This is a genomic window from Streptomyces sp. NPDC002779, assembly GCF_042888685.1.
In the GTDB taxonomy this organism is placed as follows: domain Bacteria; phylum Actinomycetota; class Actinomycetes; order Streptomycetales; family Streptomycetaceae; genus Streptomyces.
In genome coordinates, this window is sequence record NZ_JBIAQC010000005.1 from 400,981 (window position 1) to 417,668 (window position 16,688).

A 16,688-nucleotide genomic window follows, 5' to 3' on the forward strand; every position below is an offset into this window, starting at 1 on the left:
GCCGGGGAACGGCTCAGTAGCCGCGGTACTGCTGGTTGTTGTACGGGTCCTGGTACACCGGGGCCGCGGGCCGGGGTGCCGCCGGACGCATCGCCTCGTAACCCGTCGGGGCCGCCGGGCGCGGCTGCTGGGGCTGCGGACCCGGATAGCCGCGGGGCGCGGCCGCCTGCTGCGGGATGTACGCGGCGGGGGCCTGCTGGAGCGGCGCGGGCTGCTGGGCCTGCGGGTAGCCGTAGCCGTTGCCGTAGGACGGCTGGGAGGGTGCCGCCGGCAGGGCGGGCAGGGCCGAGGGGAGCGCGGGCAGATGGCTGCTGCTCGTGTCGTACGCGGCGGGGACCCGGATCGGGGCGATCTGCGGGGTGCCCCGCTCGGCCACGAGCGAGTCGTAGATCGGGGTGTCCGGGAAGGAGGCGGAGTAGTAGCCGCCACCATAAGTGGAGCGGGGGGAGGTCATGGCACATAAGTTAAGCCCACGATGTGCTGGTTGGGGAGACCGATAAGAGGGTTGATTTCCGTGTTGGCGGTGACGCGGGATCCCCAATGCGAGCGAACTTGCCAAAAAGGGACGCCATGCGGCACTCCGATCCGGTAAAGGCCAAGTTCCGAGGGGGTTACCGACGGTTGGCCGGCGATCTTCCCGGGTCCCTCCGGTGCCGCTTCCCCGCGCGCGGGGAATAGGTTGACCCTGTACGGAACCGAAGGAAACCGGCCGGGGCACGACCTGGCGCGCTGACACGTGATGGGGGCGGACATGTCAATGCCGAAGGGATCGAACGTTCCGGTGCCGACGACGGCGCTGCGCGTCGAACTGGGCTGGCGTTCCGGGCCCGGGGTGCCCGACGCCGACGCCTCGGCGCTGCTGCTGGTCGGCGGGAAGGTCCGCTCCGACGCGGACTTCGTCTTCTACAACCAGCCCGCGCACGCCTCGGGCGCGGTCCGGCACGAGGGCAAGCGGGACGCCGGGGGCCGGGTGACCGACACCCTCCTCGTCGACCTCGCGCGCGTGGAGCCCGCGATCGAGACCGTCATCCTCGCCGCCTCCTCCGACGGCGGCTCCTTCGGCCGGGTCCCCGATCTCGCCATCGAGGTCAAGGACGCCGCCCAGGGCACCTCGGTGGCCCGGTTCGACAGCGCCGGGGCCACCGTCGAAACAGCCTTCGTGCTCGGCGAGTTCTACCGCCGGCAGGGCGCGTGGAAGTTCCGCGCCGTCGGCCAGGGCTACGGCAGCGGCCTGGAGGGCCTGGCCGTCGACTACGGCATCACCGTGGACGAGCCGCAGCAGGCGGCACCCGCGACGCCCTCCGCCGCACCCGCGACGCCCTCCGCCGCTCCGGCCGCTCCCGCCGCGAGGATGCCCTCCGCGCCCGCCATGCCGCCGACCGCCCCGTCCCCGCCCCAGGCGTCCCCGGTCAGTCTCAGCAAGGTGACGCTCACGAAGTCGGCCCCCTCGGTCTCGCTGACCAAGCAGGGCGGGACCTCGGGCGCCCTGCGGGTGAACCTCAACTGGCAGGTGCGCAAGCAGTTCTCGGGCTGGGCGAGCAAGCTGGGCCGACCGATCGCCATGCACAACGACCTCGACCTCGACCTGTGCGCCCTGTACGAGCTCACCGACGGCAGCAAGGGCGTCGTCCAGGCCCTCGGCAACGCCTACGGCTCGCTGCACCAGCCGCCGTACATCCACCTCGACGGCGACGACCGCACCGGGGCCGTCGCCACCGGTGAGAACCTCACCGTCAACCTGGACCAGCAGCGGGCCTTCCGGCGCATCCTGGTCTTCGTGACCATCTACGAGGGCGCGCGCTCCTTCGCCGACCTGAACGCCACGGTCACCCTCACGCCCCAGTTCGGCGCCCCGGTCGACTTCTCGCTCGACGAGTGCACGGTGCCCTCCACGGTGTGCGCGCTGGCGTTGATCACCAACACCGGCAGCGACCTCGTCGTCCAGCGCGAGGCCCGCTACCTGGTGCCCGAGCGAGGGGTGAGCCCGCAGCGGACCGTGGACTACGCGTACGGCTGGGGCATGAACTGGACGCCCGGCCGCAAGTAGTCACCCCTCCTCGGGCACCGCGTCCGGACGGGCGTAGGTACGGCCCTTCCAGGCCGCGCCGCGCCCCCGGTAGTGCTGCACCGCGGAGTCGACCGTCATCAGCAGGTACAGCAGCGCGGTGAACGGCAGCAGGGGAGCGAGCCACAGCGGCTGCCGGTAGTAGCGGAGCATCGGCACGTACGTCCCGGTCATCACCAGCCAGGCGAGCCCGCCGGCCGTCGCCGTCGCCGTGTCCCCCGCCGCGAGGGCGAGCGGGGGGACCAGGTAGACGAGCGCGAGCCCGGCGACCGTACCGACGAGCAGCAGCGGGCTGTGGCGCAGCTGCGCGTACGCGCTGCGGGAGACCATCCGCCACAGGTCGTGCAGCCGGGGGTACGGCCGCACGCTGTCCACCCCGTCGGCGAGGCCGAGCCAGATGTGCCCGCCGCTCCCCTTCACCGCCCGCGCCAGCGCCACGTCGTCGATCACGGCGTGCCGGATGGCGTCCGGGATCCGGGCCCGCTCGGCCGCGTCCGCGCGCAGCAGCACACACCCCCCGGCCGCGGCCGCCGTGCGGCTCCCCTTCCTCCCGATCCGGCGGAAGGGATACAACTGCGCGAAGAAGTAGACGAAGGCCGGGACCACCAGCCGCTCCCACATGCTCTCCACCCGCAGCCGGGCCATCTGCGAGACCACGTCGAAGCCGCCGGTCTCCGCGGCGGCGACGAGCCGGCGGAGGCTGTCGGGGGCGTGGGCGATGTCGGCGTCCGTCAGCAGCAGGTAGCGGGGGTCACGCGCGCGTGCCAGGCCGATGCCATGGCGCACCGCCCACAGCTTGCCGGTCCAGCCCGCGGGCGGTTCACCGGGGGAGTCCACGGTCAGCGGCAGACCCCCGTGCCGGTCGGCGAGCTCACGCGCCGAGCGCCCGGTGCCGTCGCGGCTGCCGTCGTCGACGAGGAAGATCTCGGCCCGCCCGGGATAGTCCTGGGCCAGCAGCGAAGGGAGGCTGTCGGGCAGGACCGCCGCCTCGTCGCGCGCCGGTACGACGACACACACGGACGGCCACGCGCGCGGTTCCCGCCGGGCCGGCAGCCGTACGTCGGTGCGCCAGAAGAAGCCCTGACACAGCAGCAGCCACAGCCAGGCGGCGAGTGATCCGACGGCGATCCACACGAAGGCGCTCACCCGCGCAGTCTGCCCCACGCCACCGGCCCGCAAGGGCCCATCGACTATCGTGGCCGGGTGAAGATCGCGCTGATGGACTCCGGAATCGGCTTGCTCGCGGCCACCGCCGCGGTACGACGGCTGCGGCCCGACGCAGATCTCGTCCTCTCCCTCGACCCGGACGGCATGCCCTGGGGACCGAGGACCCCCGAGGACCTCACCCGGCGCGCCGTCGCCGTCGCCGAGGCCGCGGCAGCGCACCGGCCCGAGGCGCTGATCGTCGGCTGCAACACCGCGAGCGTGCACGCCCTGACCGCCCTGCGCGCCCGTCTCGAACCGGCCATTCCGGTGATCGGCACGGTCCCCGCGATCAAGCCCGCCGCGGCCGGCGGCGGCCCCTTCGCGATCTGGGCGACGCCCGCCACCACCGGCAGCCCCTACCAGCGCAACCTCATCAAGGACTTCGCCGACGGGGTGACGGTCACCGAGGTGCCCTGCTTCGGGCTCGCCGAGGCCGTGGAGCACGCGGACGAGGACGCCATCACCGCCGCCGTCGCCGCGGCCGCCGCCCTGACCCCCGACGACGTGACGACCGTCGTCCTCGGCTGCACCCACTACGAGCTGGTCGCCGAGCGCATCCGGGCCGCCGTCCAGCAGCCCGGCCGCCCGCCGCTCGTCCTGCGCGGCTCCGCCGAAGCGGTCGCCGCCCAGGCGCTGCGCCGGATCGGCGCGCAGCCCGCGCCCGGGGCCGACGCCGGCGGCACCGTCACCGTGCTGCTGAGCGGACGCGAGGGCGCCCTGCCCGAGCCCGCCCTGGCCTACGAGGAGGGCCGGCTGCTGCGGGCGGTCACCCCCACCCGGTGACCGGCGGCCCTCCGAAGGACGCCCACCCGGACCAGTCACCCTGCGCTACGAGGTAGCAGCGCAGCGAAACCTGAGTAACCTCATTGCCATGAGGGAGCACCCCCAGGCCGAGCACGCGCCGTACCCCGACGTCTGGACCGGACGCGCCACCAACCGCGTCCAGTGGCTGCTGGCGCTGATCGGCGCCGCCTGTATGGCGCTCGGCATCGAGCTGGCCGTCGAGTCGGCCTGGACCTCCGGCGTCGCCCCGCTCGCGATGGCCGTCGTCGGCTGCATCGCGGCGGGCCTGCTGGTGCTCTTCGGCACCCTGGCGTTCGTGCATGTCGCCCTGAAGGTCGACATGGAGTCACTCGAGGTGCGCTGCGGCCACATGGGTGTGCCGCGCCGCCGCATCCCGCTGTCGCAGGTCGCGGGCGCCGACTTCGCCCCGCTGGTCACCCCGCGCCACTGGGGCGGCTGGGGCTACCGCTGGCGGCCGGAGAAGGGCACCGCGGTCGTCGTACGGCGCGGTGAGGGCGTGGTGCTGCGGCTGTGGGACGGGCATACGTTCACGATCACCGTGGACGACGCCGAGGCCGCGGTCCGGTTCATCCGGGACCGGCTGCGCACGGGTACGCCCGGCACCGCGCACTGATCTCACGCCGCGGGGTGCGGGCGCGTCTCCGGCACGGCCGCGGGCGGCGCCTCGGGCAGCGGGCGGGCCGTGGCCACTCCGGCCAGCAGTCCCGCGCCCACCGACACCGTGGTGAAGCTGAGCGCGTTGCCCACGGCGGCGATCGCCGCGAGGCCGGTCAGCGCCGCGCCGGCGGTGAGGACGACCGGTGTCGGGCGGGGAGCGCGCCAGAGCGCGAACAGCATCCAGCCAAAGGCCGCCGCCAGCAGCACCACTCCGACGACCCCCTGCTCGGCCGCCTGCTGCAGGGGCGCCGAGTGCGGTTTGCCGTCGGACAGGAGGGTGCTGGTGGCGGTCGTGCTCAGCTCGCCGAAGCGGCCGGGCCCCACGCCCAGGGCGGCGTTCTGCCGGGCCAGTTCCAAGGCGTCGTGCCACAGGTCCAGGCGGTGTCCGGTCAGCTGGCCCTCCACCGACGCGGCGAACCCGTCCGGCACCGCCCGCCCGGCGACCGCCCAGGTCAGGCCGGTCACCACGGCCGTGGCCACGGCCAGTCCCGCGACCCCGACACCGCGGTGCCGCATCCGCCCGGCGGCGAGGGAGCACAACAGCACCAGGGAACAGACCACGAAGCCGGTGGTGGAGCCTAGGGCGGCCGCGGTCACCGCGATCCCGGCCGCCAGCAGGCGCAGGGCGAGCCGGGCGGGCGCGGTGGCGGCCCAGGCCGCGCAGCAGGCGGCGCCCGTGGACAGGGTGAGCAGGGCGGCCGTGGCACCGGCCTGGCCGAGCGGGGGCACGATCTCGGGATCCGGGCCCAGGTGCGGGAGGGTGACCGTCAGGGCGACTCCGGCCAGCGCGGCGGCGCCGGGGGCGGCGACGGGCAGCAGCGCTCCGCCGATCCGGCCCGCCGCGTAACCAGCGGCGACCGCCAGGATCGCGAGCAGCACACCTTCGGGCCGGCCGTCCTGGACGGTGGCCGTGACCAGGGACCAGGCGGCGCAGGCGCCGAGCACGACGACGCCCGCCGCGTCCAGAGCGTTGCGTCTTTCGCCGATGTCCCTGGCGCCCTCGGAACCGGCCGTAGACGTCATCCCCGTGGCACCCACCCCGACCCCCGCTACCCGGTCGCCCCCGAACCGTGACGAAACGCTCCGACATGGTGCTGACCGGCTCGAACGACATGTGCTCGGCACACGGTAACGGCTGATGGACGATTTGTGGACGTCTTGGGCAGGAGCGATGTGGCACACCGGGCCGCCGCCCCCAGGGCCGCGCTGTCGGCGGCCGGCGGGCCCGCCGTACACTCCCACAGTGACCGTCACCGCTACCCCCGTGGAGGAGTCGGACCAGGTGAAGCCGCTCGCGCCCGCCCCGTACCGGGTGTGGCTCGACCGCCTGCTCCCGCCTCTCACCGCGGCGCTCTCCGGAGTGCTGCTCTACGTCAGCTTCCCGCCGCGCACCCTGTGGTGGCTGGCCCTGCCGGCCTTCGCCGGCTTCGCCTGGGTGCTGCGTGGCCGCGGCTGGAAGGCGGCCCTCGGTCTCGGTTACCTCTTCGGTCTCGGCTTCCTGCTGCCGCTGCTGGTATGGACGGGCGTGGAGGTGGGCCCCGGCCCCTGGCTCGCGCTGGTCGTCATCGAGGCCGTCTTCGTCGCGTTGGTCGGCGCGGGCATCGCCGCGGTCTCCCGGCTGCCCGGCTCGCCCTTGTGGGCCGCGGCCCTGTGGGTCGCCGGGGAGGCGGCACGCGCGCGTGCGCCGTTCAGCGGATTCCCCTGGGGCAAGATCGCCTTCGGCCAGGCCGACGGCGTCTTCCTGCCGCTCGCCGCGGTGGGCGGCACCCCGGTGCTCGGCTTCGCGGTCGTCCTGTGCGGCTTCGGCCTGTACGACGTGGTCCGGCTCGCCGTGCGGCGGCGGCGCACCGGGGCCGTCCGGCGGTCGGCCGCCGCCGTGGCCCTGCTGAGCGTCACGGTCCCCGTCGCCGGGGCGCTGGCCGCCCGGCCGCTGGTCAGCGACCGGGCCGAGGACGGCACGGTGACCGTGGCGGTCATCCAGGGCAACGTCCCGCGCGCGGGCCTAGACTTCAACTCCCAGCGCCGGGCCGTGCTCGACTACCACGCGCGGGAGACCGAGCGGCTGGCCGCCGAGGTCGAGGCGGGCAAGGCGGCCCAGCCCGACTTCGTGCTGTGGCCGGAGAACTCCTCCGACATCGACCCCTTCGCCAACGCCGACGCGCGCGCGGTCATCGACGCGGCGGCCAAGGCCGTCGGGGTGCCGATCTCGGTCGGCGGCGTGGTGAAGCGGGACGGCAAGCTGCTCAACGAGCAGATCCTGTGGGATCCCGTCGAGGGCCCGCTCCAGACCTACGACAAGCGGCAGATCCAGCCGTTCGGCGAGTACCTTCCGCTGCGGTCGATGATCGGGGCGATCAACTCCGAGTGGACGTCCATGGTCCGCCAGGACTTCAGCCGGGGCAGCGAGCCGGGTGTGTTCAGCATCGGCGGCACCGAGGTGGGCCTCGCCACCTGCTACGAGGCGGCGTTCGACTGGGCGGTGCGCGACACCGTCACCGCCGGCGCCCAGCTGATCTCCGTGCCGAGCAACAACGCCACCTTCGACCGCAGCGAGATGACCTACCAGCAGCTCGCCATGTCCCGGGTGCGGGCCGTCGAGCACAGCCGGACCGTCACCGTCCCGGTGACCAGCGGCGTCAGCGCGATCATCATGCCGGACGGCACCATCACCCAGCGGACCGGCATGTTCGTGGCCGACTCCCTGGTGCAGGAGGTACCGCTGCGCTCCTCCGAGACGCCCGCCACCCGCCTCGGCATCCTGCCGGAGATCGCCCTGGTGCTGGTCGCCGCGGGCGGACTGGGCTGGGCGATCGGCGCCGGTGCGCGCACGAGGCGGGCCGCACCGGCCCGTTAGGGTCGAGGGCATGCCGACACCTGACTTCATCCGCACGATCCGGGCCACCGCGGGCCACCAGCTCCTGTGGTTGCCGGGCGTCAGCGCCGTGGTCTTCGACGACGCCGGGCGGGTCCTGCTGGGGCAGCGCGCGGACAACGGCAAGTGGACGGTGATCTCGGGCATCCCGGACCCCGGTGAGCAGCCCGCGACCGCCGCCGTGCGGGAGGTGTACGAGGAGACCGGGGTGCGCTGCGTCGTCGAGCGGGTCGTGCTCGTCCGCGCAGGGAAGGAAGTCGCCTACCCCAACGGCGACCGATGCCAGTTCATGGACATCACCTTCCGCTGCCGGGCGGTCGGCGGCGAGGCGCGCGTGAACGACGACGAGTCCCTGGACGTCGGCTGGTACGAGGTGGACGCGCTGCCCCCGATGGGCGAACGCCAGCTGTTCCGCATCAAACAGGCCCTGTCCGACGAACCCACATGGTTCGAACCCACGACTTCCGAATGAAGTATGGGTTCTGACCACATGGGGCGGGACGGGAGCGCTGCCTAGGGTCGGGGCATGACCGCGTCCCACGCCCGCCCGGCGCCCCCCGCTCCCTCGCTCGACCTCGGCGGCCGCACCGCCCTTGTCACCGGCGCCGCCGGAGGCATCGGCCGCGCCTGCGCCCTGCGGCTCGCGGCCGCCGGGGCCAAGGTCAGAGCGGTCGACCGGGACGCCGCGGGCCTGGAGACGCTCGCCGAGCAGTGCCGGGGCCTCGCGGGCACCGTCGAACCCCACCTGCTCGACCTGACCGACCTGGACGCCGCCGAACTCGTCGCCGCCGGCACCGACGTCCTCGTCAACAACGCCGGACTGCAACTGGTGCGGCCCCTGGAGGAGTTCCCGCCCGACGTCTTCCACACGGTGCTCACCGTGATGCTGGAGGCGCCCTTCCGGCTCATCCGCGGCGCCCTGCCCCATATGTACGGCCAGGGGTGGGGCCGGATCGTCAACATCTCCTCGGTGCACGGCCTGCGCGCCTCCGCCTACAAGGCGGCCTACGTGTCCGCCAAGCACGGTCTGGAGGGCCTGTCCAAGACCGCCGCCCTGGAGGGCGCGCCCCATGGCGTCACCTCGAACTGTGTGTGCCCCTCCTATGTGCGCACCCCCCTGGTCGAGAAGCAGGTCGCCGACCAGGCCCGGGCGCACGGGATCCCCGAGGAGCGCGTCCTGACCGACGTCATGCTCCAGGACAGTGCGCTCAAGCGGCTCATCGAACCGGACGAGGTCGCCGAGGCGGTGGCGTATCTGTGCAGTCCCCAGGCGTCCTTCGTGACCGGCACGTCCCTCGTCCTGGACGGCGGCTGGACGGCGCACTGAGCGGTCGTGGGACGCGGGTTGTCCACAGGGACTGACCCGGTGGTGGTGCGATGAGGAATCCTGTGAGCATGTCCCGCGATCACGTGCAGTCCGAGGAGCGCGCCGCCGGCCCCGCGCCGGACGGCGGTGCCGAGGCGCCGTTCCTGGAGCTGCTGGCCCGAGGCGCCTCGGCCGACGCCTACGAGCAGCCGGTGCTGCTCGCCCGCGCCGAGGGACAGCCCGCCGAGCGGATCGCCGCGCTGGAGGCGGCCAAGCTGCTCGCGCTGCGCGTCCGCTCGGAGCTGGAGGGGCGGCGCCGCCGCGAGGCCGAGCTGTCCGCGTTGTTCGAGACCGCCCACGACCTCGCGGGACTGCGGGACCTGGACGCCGTGCTCCAGGCGATCGTGCAGCGCGCCCGGTCGCTGCTCGGCACCGATGTCGCCTACCTCAGCCTCAACGACCCCCAGCGCGGCGACACCTACATGCGCGTCACCGAGGGCTCGGTCGCCGCCCGCTTCCAGCAGCTGCGCCTCGGCATGGGAGAGGGGCTCGGCGGCCTCGTCGCCCAGACGGCCCGCCCGTACGTCACCGACGACTACTTGCAGGACGACCGGTTCCGGCACACCCTCAGCATCGACTCCGGGGTCCGGGACGAGGGGCTGGTGGCGATCTGCGGGGTGCCGCTGATGCTGGGGCCCCACGTCATCGGCGTGCTGTTCGCGGCGGACCGGCGGGCCCGGGTCTTCGAGCGGGAGCAGATCGCGCTGCTGGGCTCCTTCGCCGCCCTGGCCGCGGCCGCCATCGACACCGCCAACCTGCTCACCGAGACCCGCTCGGCCCTCGCCGGCCTGGAGCGGGCCAACGAGATCATCCAGGACCGCAGCGCGGTCATCGAGCGCGCCTCCGACGTGCACGACCGGCTCGCCGAACTCGTGCTGCGCGGCGGCGGGGTGTACGACGTGGCCGCGGCGGTCTCCGAAGTCCTCGACGGGACCGTGGAGTTCACCGAGAACGCGCCCGCCCGCGCGCTGGAGTCCTCCCGCGCGGAAGGACACGCCGTACGGCACCAGGACGACTGGATCGCCGCCGTGTCCGCGGGCGGTGAACTGCTCGGCGCGCTCGTGCTGCGCGGTCATCCCGGGCTCGACCCCGTCGACCAGCGCACCCTGGAGCGCGCCGCCATGGTCACCTCGCTGCTGCTGCTCGCCCGGCGCTCGGCCGCCGAGGCCGAACAGCGGGTGCGCGGCGAGCTGCTGGACGACCTGCTGGACGGCCGCGACCGCGATCCGCGCCTGCTGCACGAACGCGCCACCCGGCTCGACGCCGACCTGGACGCCACCCATGTGGTGCTCGCCGCCCGCCTCGACGGCGCCGCCGCCGACGCCGACCAGGAGGCCGCGGCCCGCCGGCGCCTGTGGTCCGCCGCCTCCCACCTGGCCGCGACCCGGCACGGCCTCGCCGCGGCCCGCGACGGCGGCACCGTCCTGCTGCTGCCCCTGGAAACCGGCGACACCGCCACCGGCCTGGCCCGCCGCATCGCCCACCACCTGGGCACCGCCGTCCACGAGCCGGTCACCGTCGGGGCCTCCGCCCCGCTGCGGGACCTCGCCACCAACCCGGACGCCGTGGCCGCCGCCTACGAGGAGGGCCGCCGTTGCCTCGACGCCCTCCGGCTGCTCGGCCGCCGCGGAGACGGCGCCGCCGCCGAGGACTTCGGCTTCGTCGGACTGCTGCTCTCCGCCGACCGGGACATCACCGGCTTCGTCGACCGCACCATCGGCCAGGTCGTGGCCTACGACGCACGGCGCGGCACCGACCTGGTCCGCACCCTCGACGCCTACTTCGCCAGCGGGATGAGCCCCGCCCGCACCAAGGACGACCTGCACGTCCATGTGAACACCGTCGCCCAGCGTCTGGAACGCATCGGGCGTCTCCTCGGCGACGACTGGCAGACCCCGGCCCGCGCGCTGGAGATCCAGATGGCACTGCGGCTGCACCGGCTGACGCGGTAAGCGGCCCGAGGACATGGCCCGGCCCCCGACCGGCATCCCGGGCGGGGGCTGAGAGGTGGGGTCGGCGTCCTCAGCGGACCGAGGCGGTGTCCGAGGCGGTGTCCGGCGCGGCGTCCCGCTCGGAGGACGTGGCGCCGATCTGGGCGAGGTCGCGATGGCGGGTCTCGCGGGCCACCAGGACGGCCACCAGGGTGATGGCCACCGCGGCCAGCAGGTACAGCGAGATCAGGGTCGAGCCGTCGGACTTCACCAGCAGCGCCGTCGCGATGAGCGGTGCCGGAGCACCGGCCGCGACGGAGGCGAACTGCGCGCCGATCGAGGCGCCCGAGTAGCGCATCCGCGTGGCGAACATCTCGGAGAAGAACGCCGCCTGCGGCGCGTACATCGCCCCGTGGAAGACCAGACCCACCGTCACCGCGACGATCAGCAGGCCGAAGCTCTCGGTGTCGACGAGGGCGAAGAAGGGGAACGCCCAGCCGCCCATCCCGAGCGCGCCCAGCAGGTACACCGGACGCCGGCCCCACACGTCGGACAGCGCGCCCCAGCCCGGGATCACCGCGAAGTGGATCGCGGAGGCGATCAGGACGGCGTTCAGGGCGGTCTGCTTCTCCAGACCGGTGTGCTCCACGGCGTACACCAGGATGAAGGCCGTGATCACGTAGTAGGAGATGTTCTCCGCCATCCGCGCGCCCATCGCGATGAGCACGTCCTTCCAGTGGTGCCGCAACACGGCGACCAGCGGCGCCTTCTCGACGACCTGCTCGGCCTTGCGGGCCTCGGCCTGCGCCAGCGCCGCCTTGAACACCGGCGACTCGTCCACCGACAGTCGGATCCACATGCCGACGATGACGAGGACGCCGGAGAGCAGGAACGGCACGCGCCAGCCCCAGGACTCGAAGGTGGCGTCGCTCTGCAGGGCGGTCAGCGCGGCCAGCACGCCGGTGGCGAGGAGCTGACCCGCGGGCGCCCCGGTCTGGGGCCACGAGGCCCAGAACCCGCGGCGCCGCGCGTCCCCGTGCTCGGAGACCAGCAGGACGGCGCCGCCCCACTCCCCGCCGAGCGCGAAGCCCTGGACCAGCCGCAGCACGGTCAGCAGCACCGGAGCGGCGGTGCCGATGGTGTCGTGCGTGGGCAGCAGTCCGATGGCGAAGGTGGCGCCGCCCATCAGCATCAGGCTGAGGACCAGCAGCTTCTTGCGTCCCAGCCGGTCGCCGTAGTGCCCGAAGACGAGCGCGCCGATGGGGCGGGCGGCGAACCCCACGGCGTAGGTGAGGAAGGAGAGCAGGGTGCCGACCAGGGGGTCGGAGTCGGGGAAGAACAGCGTGTTGAAGACCAGGGCGGCGGCGGCACCGTACAGGAAGAAGTCGTACCACTCGATGGTGGTGCCGATGAGGCTCGCGGCGACGATGCGCTTGAGGCTGGCGGGGGTTGGTGGAGCGGTTGCTGCGGAGGCCATGTGCGCCACTTCCTCGTGTGCGGTGGGGACGGGTACGTGTCGGCACACCGTAGAAACCCGCAGGTGGAGCGCACATGTGGTGGGGCTACATAGTTTTGGGTCCGGTTATGCGTGGAGCCACCATGCCACGGTGCGTCCTCGGGATGTGACCTGAGTCACCCCAGGCTTTCCTTGGCGCCGACGCCCCTCCCGTGTCACTATTTCCGCACGCCTTCCCTGCCCGAAAACAGCCCAAGTCGGCTGTCTGCTTCGGGTAGTTGACCGGCACTTCCCCCGCACACTTCCTCCCGTAGCCCGGCCGATCGCGGCCGCGACCGGTGCTGTCCGGCAGCGACCGGGAGTTGCTCCTGCCCGCCTGACGCTTCGGCGGGCCTCCTGCAGTCCGCTGATCCGCCATCAGCGCACCGCTCCACTGCCCTTGCTGTCGAGACTCTGAGGAAGTGGATCCCCGATATGCCGAGGCTATGCAAGCCGGCGATGAACGCGCCCGAACACGTCATCACCCTGGAAGAGACCCTGGAGTTCGCGGAGCGAACGCACGCAGGCAAGCCCCAACTCCCGCTGGCGCTGCGGCTGATCCGCAACACCGGGGTCAAGAAGCGGCACCTCGTCCAGCCCATCGAGCAGACGCTCCACCACCCGGGCTTCGAGGCACGCAACCGCATCTACGAGGTCGAGTCCAAGAAGCGCACCCCCCAGGTCATCGAACAGGCCCTCGCCAACGCCGACCTGAGGACCCGTGACATCGACGCGATCATCTACGTGTCGTGCACCGGCTTTCTCATGCCGTCCCTGACCGCCTGGCTGATCAACAACCTCGGATTCCGCTCCGACACCCGGCAGATACCCATCGCCCAGCTCGGCTGCGCGGCGGGCGGAGCGGCCATCAACCGCGCCCACGACTTCTGCGCCGCCCACCCGGGCAGCAACGTCCTGATCGTCTCCTGCGAACTGTGCTCGCTGTGCTACCAGCCCGACGCGGACGACATCGGCTCGCTGCTCTCCGACGGCCTGTTCGGCGACGCGGTCGCCGCCGCCGTCGTACGGGGCGAGGGCGGTGTCGGCATCGACCTGGAGCGCAACGCCTCCTACCTCATCCCGGACACCGAGGACTGGATCAGTTACGCGGTCAAGGACACCGGATTCCACTTCCAGCTCGACCGCCGGGTGCCCGGCACCATGGAGCCGCTCGCCCCGGTCCTGCGCGAGCTGGCCAAGGACCACAGCTGGGACGCCGGAAAGCTCGACTTCTACATCATCCACGCCGGCGGTCCGCGCATCCTCGACGACCTCGCCAAGTTCCTCGACGTCGACCGCGAGGTGTTCCGGCACAGCTGGTCGACCCTCAACGAGTACGGCAACATCGCCAGCGCCGTCGTACTCGAAGCCGCTCGAAGGCTGTTCGAGGAGGAGCCCCCCGCGCCCGGTGCCACCGGTCTGATCGCGGGGTTCGGCCCCGGCATCACCGCCGAGATGGCGCTCGGCACCTGGGCGGCCGACGGCGTCCCGCAGACCTTCGCCTGAACGCGGCGCACACCTGAACGCAGCGCACACAGGAAGCGGAGTACATGACCGACCTCATCCTCCCGGCGGGCGCCGGGCGACAGCTGGTCACCCCGGCGCAGTCGGTGACCTTCAAGGCCACCCAGGAGATGGGCTCCTCGGTATCGATCTTCGAGGTGGTCGTGCCGCCCGGATTCGACGTCGGGGCCCATGTCCACCAGCGCTCCCAGGAGTTCTTCTACGTCCTGGAGGGCGAGCTCGACCTGCTGTGCTTCGAGCCGGTCGAGCGCACCGGCGACACCTGGCACCACTGGGAGTCCCCCAAGGGTGACCGGGTCGTCCGCGCCGCCGAGGGCAGCTGCATGTTCGTCCCGCCCGGCACCCCGCACGCGTTCCGCAACGCCACGGACAAGCCGGTGAAGATGCTCTTCCAGAGCTACCCCTCGCCCGAACACGAGGCGTACTTCGAGGAGATCGCCGAGATCTGGTCGCGCGGCACCGCCGTGGACCCCGCGGCCGTGGAGGCGATGCGCCGGCGCTACGACGTCGGCCAGATCACCCCGCTGCGCTTCCAGCCCCCGACGGCCGTCGGCATACCCGGCCAGAGCGAGAGGTGACCGCGATGCACCCCATCCCCCTCGTCCACGCCAGCCTCGGCGAGCGTGAACTCGACGCCGTCGCCGAGGTGTTCGCCTCCGGCTGGCCGGCCGGACAGGGTCCGCGCGGCAAGGCGCTGGAGGCCCAGCTGGCCGAGCAGTACGGCGTCGGGGACGCCGTCACGGCGAGCAACTGCGGCGCCGCGCTCCACCTGGCCCTCCTCGCGCTCGGCGTCGAACCGGGCGACGAGGTCATCGTCGCCGACTACACCTTCCCAGCGCCCGCGCAGGCCGTGCGGTACGTCGACGCCGTACCGGTCTTCGCCGACGTACGCGCCGACACCGGCACCGTCGACCCGCAGGCGGTCGCCGACCTGATCACGCCCCGCACCGTCGGGGTGATCGCGGTCGACACGCTCGGCCTGCCCGCCGACTACACGGAACTCCAGGCGATCGCCGACCGGCACGGCCTGTTCGTCGTCGAGGACGCCGCCTGCGCGGTCGGCGCCACCTACCAGGGCCGCCCGGCGGGCGCGCTCGCCGAGGTGGCCTGTCTGTCCTTCCACGGACGCAAGGGAGCCACCAGCGGTGAGGGCGGCGCGCTGCTCGCCCGGGACCCGAGGATCGGGGCGGACGCGCGGCTGCGGTCCTCCTTCGGCATCGGCAGCATCTTCGACCTGGGGAAGGTCGTCGGCCTGCCCATCCCGGAGTTCACCGAGATCGGCTACAACTACAAGCTCTCCGACATCGCCGCGGCGATCCTCCAGGTGCAACTGAGCCGGGTGGAGGAGCTGCTGGACCGCCGCAACGCCGTCGCCGCCCAGTACGGCGAACTCCTCGCCGACGAGGAGCTCCTGACGCTGCCGTACGTGCCCGGCGACCGTACCCATGCCTGGCAGTCGTACATCGTGACGCTGGACGCCGGCGTGGACCGCTCGGCGGTCGCCGCCGCACTGCGCGGGCAGGGCATCGGCTGCGGACAGGGCGCATGGGCGACCCATGTGCAGCCGGTGTTCCGATCGGACCAGAAGTGCCCGGTCTCGGCGGACCTGTTCGCCCGCAACCTGGCCATCCCCATGCACGCGGAACTCACCCCGGACCAGGTCGAACGGGTCGCCGGCGCGCTGCGCGGCGCGCTGCGACCGGCGTCCGGCCGGACCCTGGGAGGGGCAGCATGACGAACCCGCAGCCGTCGCCCGACACCGTCATGCGGCTGATCAACGGCTACTGGGCCACCGGCATCCTCGCCGCCTCGGCGACCCACTCGCTCTTCACCCACCTGGAGAACGGCGCGGACACGGCCGCCGAACTCGCCGACCGGGCCCGGATCTCCGAGCGGGGCGCACAGACCCTGCTCGACGGGCTGGTCAGCGTGGGCCTGGTCGAGCTGTCCGGCGGCCGGTACCGCAACACCGCCGAGGCGTCCGCCTACCTCGTCGACGGCAAGCCCGCCTCGCTGAGCAGCTTCGCCAAGCTGAAGCTGAGCCACATGGGCAGCCTGGCCGACCTCGCCGAGGTGGTCCGGACCGGGGGACCGGTGGCGAAGTCGGTGGTGGAGGTGGCCAACAACCCGCACTGGGAAGGGATCGTCACGGCCATCGCCGCCCAGTCGATGCCCGCCGCGACGCTCGCGGCCGAACTGCTCGGGCTGGCCGACGCCGGTGCGGTCTCCGTCCTCGACGTCGGCGGCGGCTCGGGCGTCTACTCGGGCAGCTGGCTGGAGACCAACCCCGAGGCCCGCGCCACCCAGCTCGACTGGGAGCCGATCAACGCCATCGCCCGCCGGCTGCTGACCGAGCGCGGCGTGGCCGACCGGTTCACCACCGTCGACGGCGACTTCCACAGCACCGACTTCGGCACCGCCGAGTTCGACGTCGCCGTGTACTCCCACATCGCCCACCAGGAGGGGCCGGAGAGCAACGTCGAGGTCTTCACCCGGCTCCGGCAGGCGCTCAAGCCCGGCGGCACCCTCGTCGTCAACGACTACGTCGTCGACGACGACCGCGGCGGCCCCGCCTTCCCGCTGATCTTCGCCGCCGAAATGCTCCTCAAGAGCAAGCAGGGCAGCACCTGGCGCCGCTGCGACTACCAGGAATGGCTGACCAAGGCCGGATTCACCAGCGTCTCCTTCCACTCGGCGCCGCCCGCCACCTTGGTCCTCGCCCGCTGAGCGACGCCCTCCACCCACGCCCCCCGAAGGAGGCAGCCCCG

The 16,688-nt window shown here is 72.9% G+C and carries 15 protein-coding genes; 11 read left to right on the forward strand and 4 right to left on the reverse strand.

All coding sequences use genetic code 11. The annotated features are described in order from the left end of the window. Positions 1 to 13: 13 nt before the first annotated feature. Positions 14 to 454, reverse strand: a complete 441-nt coding sequence (locus ACFYW5_RS17260) for a DUF6643 family protein (RefSeq protein ID WP_389417825.1) — start codon at positions 452 to 454, stop codon at positions 14 to 16. 303 nt (positions 455 to 757) lie between these two features. Here ACFYW5_RS17260 and ACFYW5_RS17265 point away from each other — a divergent pair, with 303 nt between their 5' ends. After that, entirely contained in the window at positions 758 to 2,047 is a 1,290-nt protein-coding gene (locus ACFYW5_RS17265; protein WP_389417982.1) for a TerD family protein, read from the forward strand. Here the strand turns inward: ACFYW5_RS17265 and ACFYW5_RS17270 are convergent, their stop codons facing one another. Further along, complete coding sequence (locus ACFYW5_RS17270) at positions 2,048 to 3,211, reverse strand: glycosyltransferase (RefSeq protein ID WP_389417826.1); 1,164 nt, start codon at positions 3,209 to 3,211, stop codon at positions 2,048 to 2,050. Between the two features lie 57 nt (positions 3,212 to 3,268). Here ACFYW5_RS17270 and ACFYW5_RS17275 point away from each other — a divergent pair, with 57 nt between their 5' ends. Both ACFYW5_RS17275 and ACFYW5_RS17280 read left to right on the forward strand, forming a co-directional pair. Then, positions 3,269 to 4,054 carry a glutamate racemase gene (locus ACFYW5_RS17275; RefSeq protein ID WP_389417827.1) on the forward strand — a complete coding sequence of 262 codons (786 nt, stop codon included), beginning with the start codon at positions 3,269 to 3,271 and terminating at the stop codon, positions 4,052 to 4,054. Between the two features lie 88 nt (positions 4,055 to 4,142). Continuing rightward, on the forward strand, positions 4,143 to 4,688 hold the full coding sequence (locus tag ACFYW5_RS17280; RefSeq protein WP_389417828.1) for a hypothetical protein: 546 nt from the start codon (positions 4,143 to 4,145) through the stop codon (positions 4,686 to 4,688). 2 nt (positions 4,689 to 4,690) lie between these two features. On the opposite strand, the gene ACFYW5_RS17285 is transcribed toward ACFYW5_RS17280, so the two are convergent. Beyond that, entirely contained in the window at positions 4,691 to 5,755 is a 1,065-nt protein-coding gene (locus ACFYW5_RS17285) for an O-antigen ligase family protein (protein ID WP_389417829.1), read from the reverse strand. 220 nt (positions 5,756 to 5,975) lie between these two features. Between ACFYW5_RS17285 and lnt the strand changes: the two genes are divergently transcribed. The 4 genes from lnt (at position 5,976) to ACFYW5_RS17305 (ending at position 10,922) form a co-directional block, all read left to right on the forward strand. Then, complete coding sequence (lnt, locus tag ACFYW5_RS17290; RefSeq protein ID WP_389417830.1) at positions 5,976 to 7,586, forward strand: apolipoprotein N-acyltransferase; 1,611 nt, start codon at positions 5,976 to 5,978, stop codon at positions 7,584 to 7,586. A 10-nt stretch (positions 7,587 to 7,596) separates the two neighbouring features. Next, positions 7,597 to 8,076 (forward strand): NUDIX domain-containing protein, encoded by a 480-nt coding sequence (locus ACFYW5_RS17295; RefSeq protein ID WP_389417831.1) that lies wholly within the window; start codon positions 7,597 to 7,599, stop codon positions 8,074 to 8,076. Positions 8,077 to 8,130: 54 nt separating this feature from the next. After that, positions 8,131 to 8,931 (forward strand): 3-hydroxybutyrate dehydrogenase, encoded by an 801-nt coding sequence (locus ACFYW5_RS17300; RefSeq protein WP_389417832.1) that lies wholly within the window; start codon positions 8,131 to 8,133, stop codon positions 8,929 to 8,931. A 68-nt stretch (positions 8,932 to 8,999) separates the two neighbouring features. Continuing rightward, on the forward strand, positions 9,000 to 10,922 hold the full coding sequence (locus ACFYW5_RS17305) for a helix-turn-helix domain-containing protein (RefSeq protein WP_389417833.1): 1,923 nt from the start codon (positions 9,000 to 9,002) through the stop codon (positions 10,920 to 10,922). Between the two features lie 70 nt (positions 10,923 to 10,992). Here ACFYW5_RS17305 and ACFYW5_RS17310 read toward each other — a convergent pair whose 3' ends face one another. Continuing rightward, positions 10,993 to 12,378 carry an MFS transporter gene (locus ACFYW5_RS17310; protein WP_389417834.1) on the reverse strand — a complete coding sequence of 462 codons (1,386 nt, stop codon included), beginning with the start codon at positions 12,376 to 12,378 and terminating at the stop codon, positions 10,993 to 10,995. Positions 12,379 to 12,831: 453 nt separating this feature from the next. Here ACFYW5_RS17310 and ACFYW5_RS17315 point away from each other — a divergent pair, with 453 nt between their 5' ends. Genes ACFYW5_RS17315 through ACFYW5_RS17330 form a run of 4 tightly spaced genes read left to right on the forward strand, consistent with a single transcriptional unit; the run spans position 12,832 to position 16,647 of the window. Beyond that, entirely contained in the window at positions 12,832 to 13,902 is a 1,071-nt protein-coding gene (locus ACFYW5_RS17315; RefSeq protein WP_389417835.1) for a type III polyketide synthase, read from the forward strand. Positions 13,903 to 13,946: 44 nt separating this feature from the next. Further along, complete coding sequence (locus tag ACFYW5_RS17320) at positions 13,947 to 14,498, forward strand: cupin domain-containing protein (RefSeq protein WP_389417836.1); 552 nt, start codon at positions 13,947 to 13,949, stop codon at positions 14,496 to 14,498. A 5-nt stretch (positions 14,499 to 14,503) separates the two neighbouring features. After that, positions 14,504 to 15,655, forward strand: coding sequence for a DegT/DnrJ/EryC1/StrS family aminotransferase (locus ACFYW5_RS17325; protein WP_389417837.1), 1,152 nt, complete (start codon positions 14,504 to 14,506; stop codon positions 15,653 to 15,655). Then, positions 15,652 to 16,647, forward strand: coding sequence for a methyltransferase (locus tag ACFYW5_RS17330; RefSeq protein ID WP_389417838.1), 996 nt, complete (start codon positions 15,652 to 15,654; stop codon positions 16,645 to 16,647). The genes ACFYW5_RS17325 and ACFYW5_RS17330 overlap by 4 nt, the downstream gene beginning before the upstream one ends. The last annotated feature ends 41 nt before the right edge of the window (positions 16,648 to 16,688 follow it).

What these genes read in the sequence shown, in the direction of transcription:
- ACFYW5_RS17260 (WP_389417825.1), bottom strand. Translation starts at nt 454, where the DNA reads ATGACCTCCCCCCGCTCCACTTATGGTGGCGGCTACTACTCCGCCTCC.
- ACFYW5_RS17265 (WP_389417982.1), top strand. Translation starts at nt 758, where the DNA reads ATGCCGAAGGGATCGAACGTTCCGGTGCCGACGACGGCGCTGCGCGTC.
- ACFYW5_RS17280 (WP_389417828.1), top strand. Translation starts at nt 4,143, where the DNA reads ATGAGGGAGCACCCCCAGGCCGAGCACGCGCCGTACCCCGACGTCTGG.
- ACFYW5_RS17285 (WP_389417829.1), bottom strand. Translation starts at nt 5,755, where the DNA reads ATGACGTCTACGGCCGGTTCCGAGGGCGCCAGGGACATCGGCGAAAGA.
- ACFYW5_RS17295 (WP_389417831.1), top strand. Translation starts at nt 7,597, where the DNA reads ATGCCGACACCTGACTTCATCCGCACGATCCGGGCCACCGCGGGCCAC.
- ACFYW5_RS17300 (WP_389417832.1), top strand. Translation starts at nt 8,131, where the DNA reads ATGACCGCGTCCCACGCCCGCCCGGCGCCCCCCGCTCCCTCGCTCGAC.
- ACFYW5_RS17305 (WP_389417833.1), top strand. Translation starts at nt 9,000, where the DNA reads ATGTCCCGCGATCACGTGCAGTCCGAGGAGCGCGCCGCCGGCCCCGCG.
- ACFYW5_RS17310 (WP_389417834.1), bottom strand. Translation starts at nt 12,378, where the DNA reads ATGGCCTCCGCAGCAACCGCTCCACCAACCCCCGCCAGCCTCAAGCGC.
- ACFYW5_RS17315 (WP_389417835.1), top strand. Translation starts at nt 12,832, where the DNA reads ATGCCGAGGCTATGCAAGCCGGCGATGAACGCGCCCGAACACGTCATC.
- ACFYW5_RS17320 (WP_389417836.1), top strand. Translation starts at nt 13,947, where the DNA reads ATGACCGACCTCATCCTCCCGGCGGGCGCCGGGCGACAGCTGGTCACC.
- ACFYW5_RS17325 (WP_389417837.1), top strand. Translation starts at nt 14,504, where the DNA reads ATGCACCCCATCCCCCTCGTCCACGCCAGCCTCGGCGAGCGTGAACTC.
- ACFYW5_RS17330 (WP_389417838.1), top strand. Translation starts at nt 15,652, where the DNA reads ATGACGAACCCGCAGCCGTCGCCCGACACCGTCATGCGGCTGATCAAC.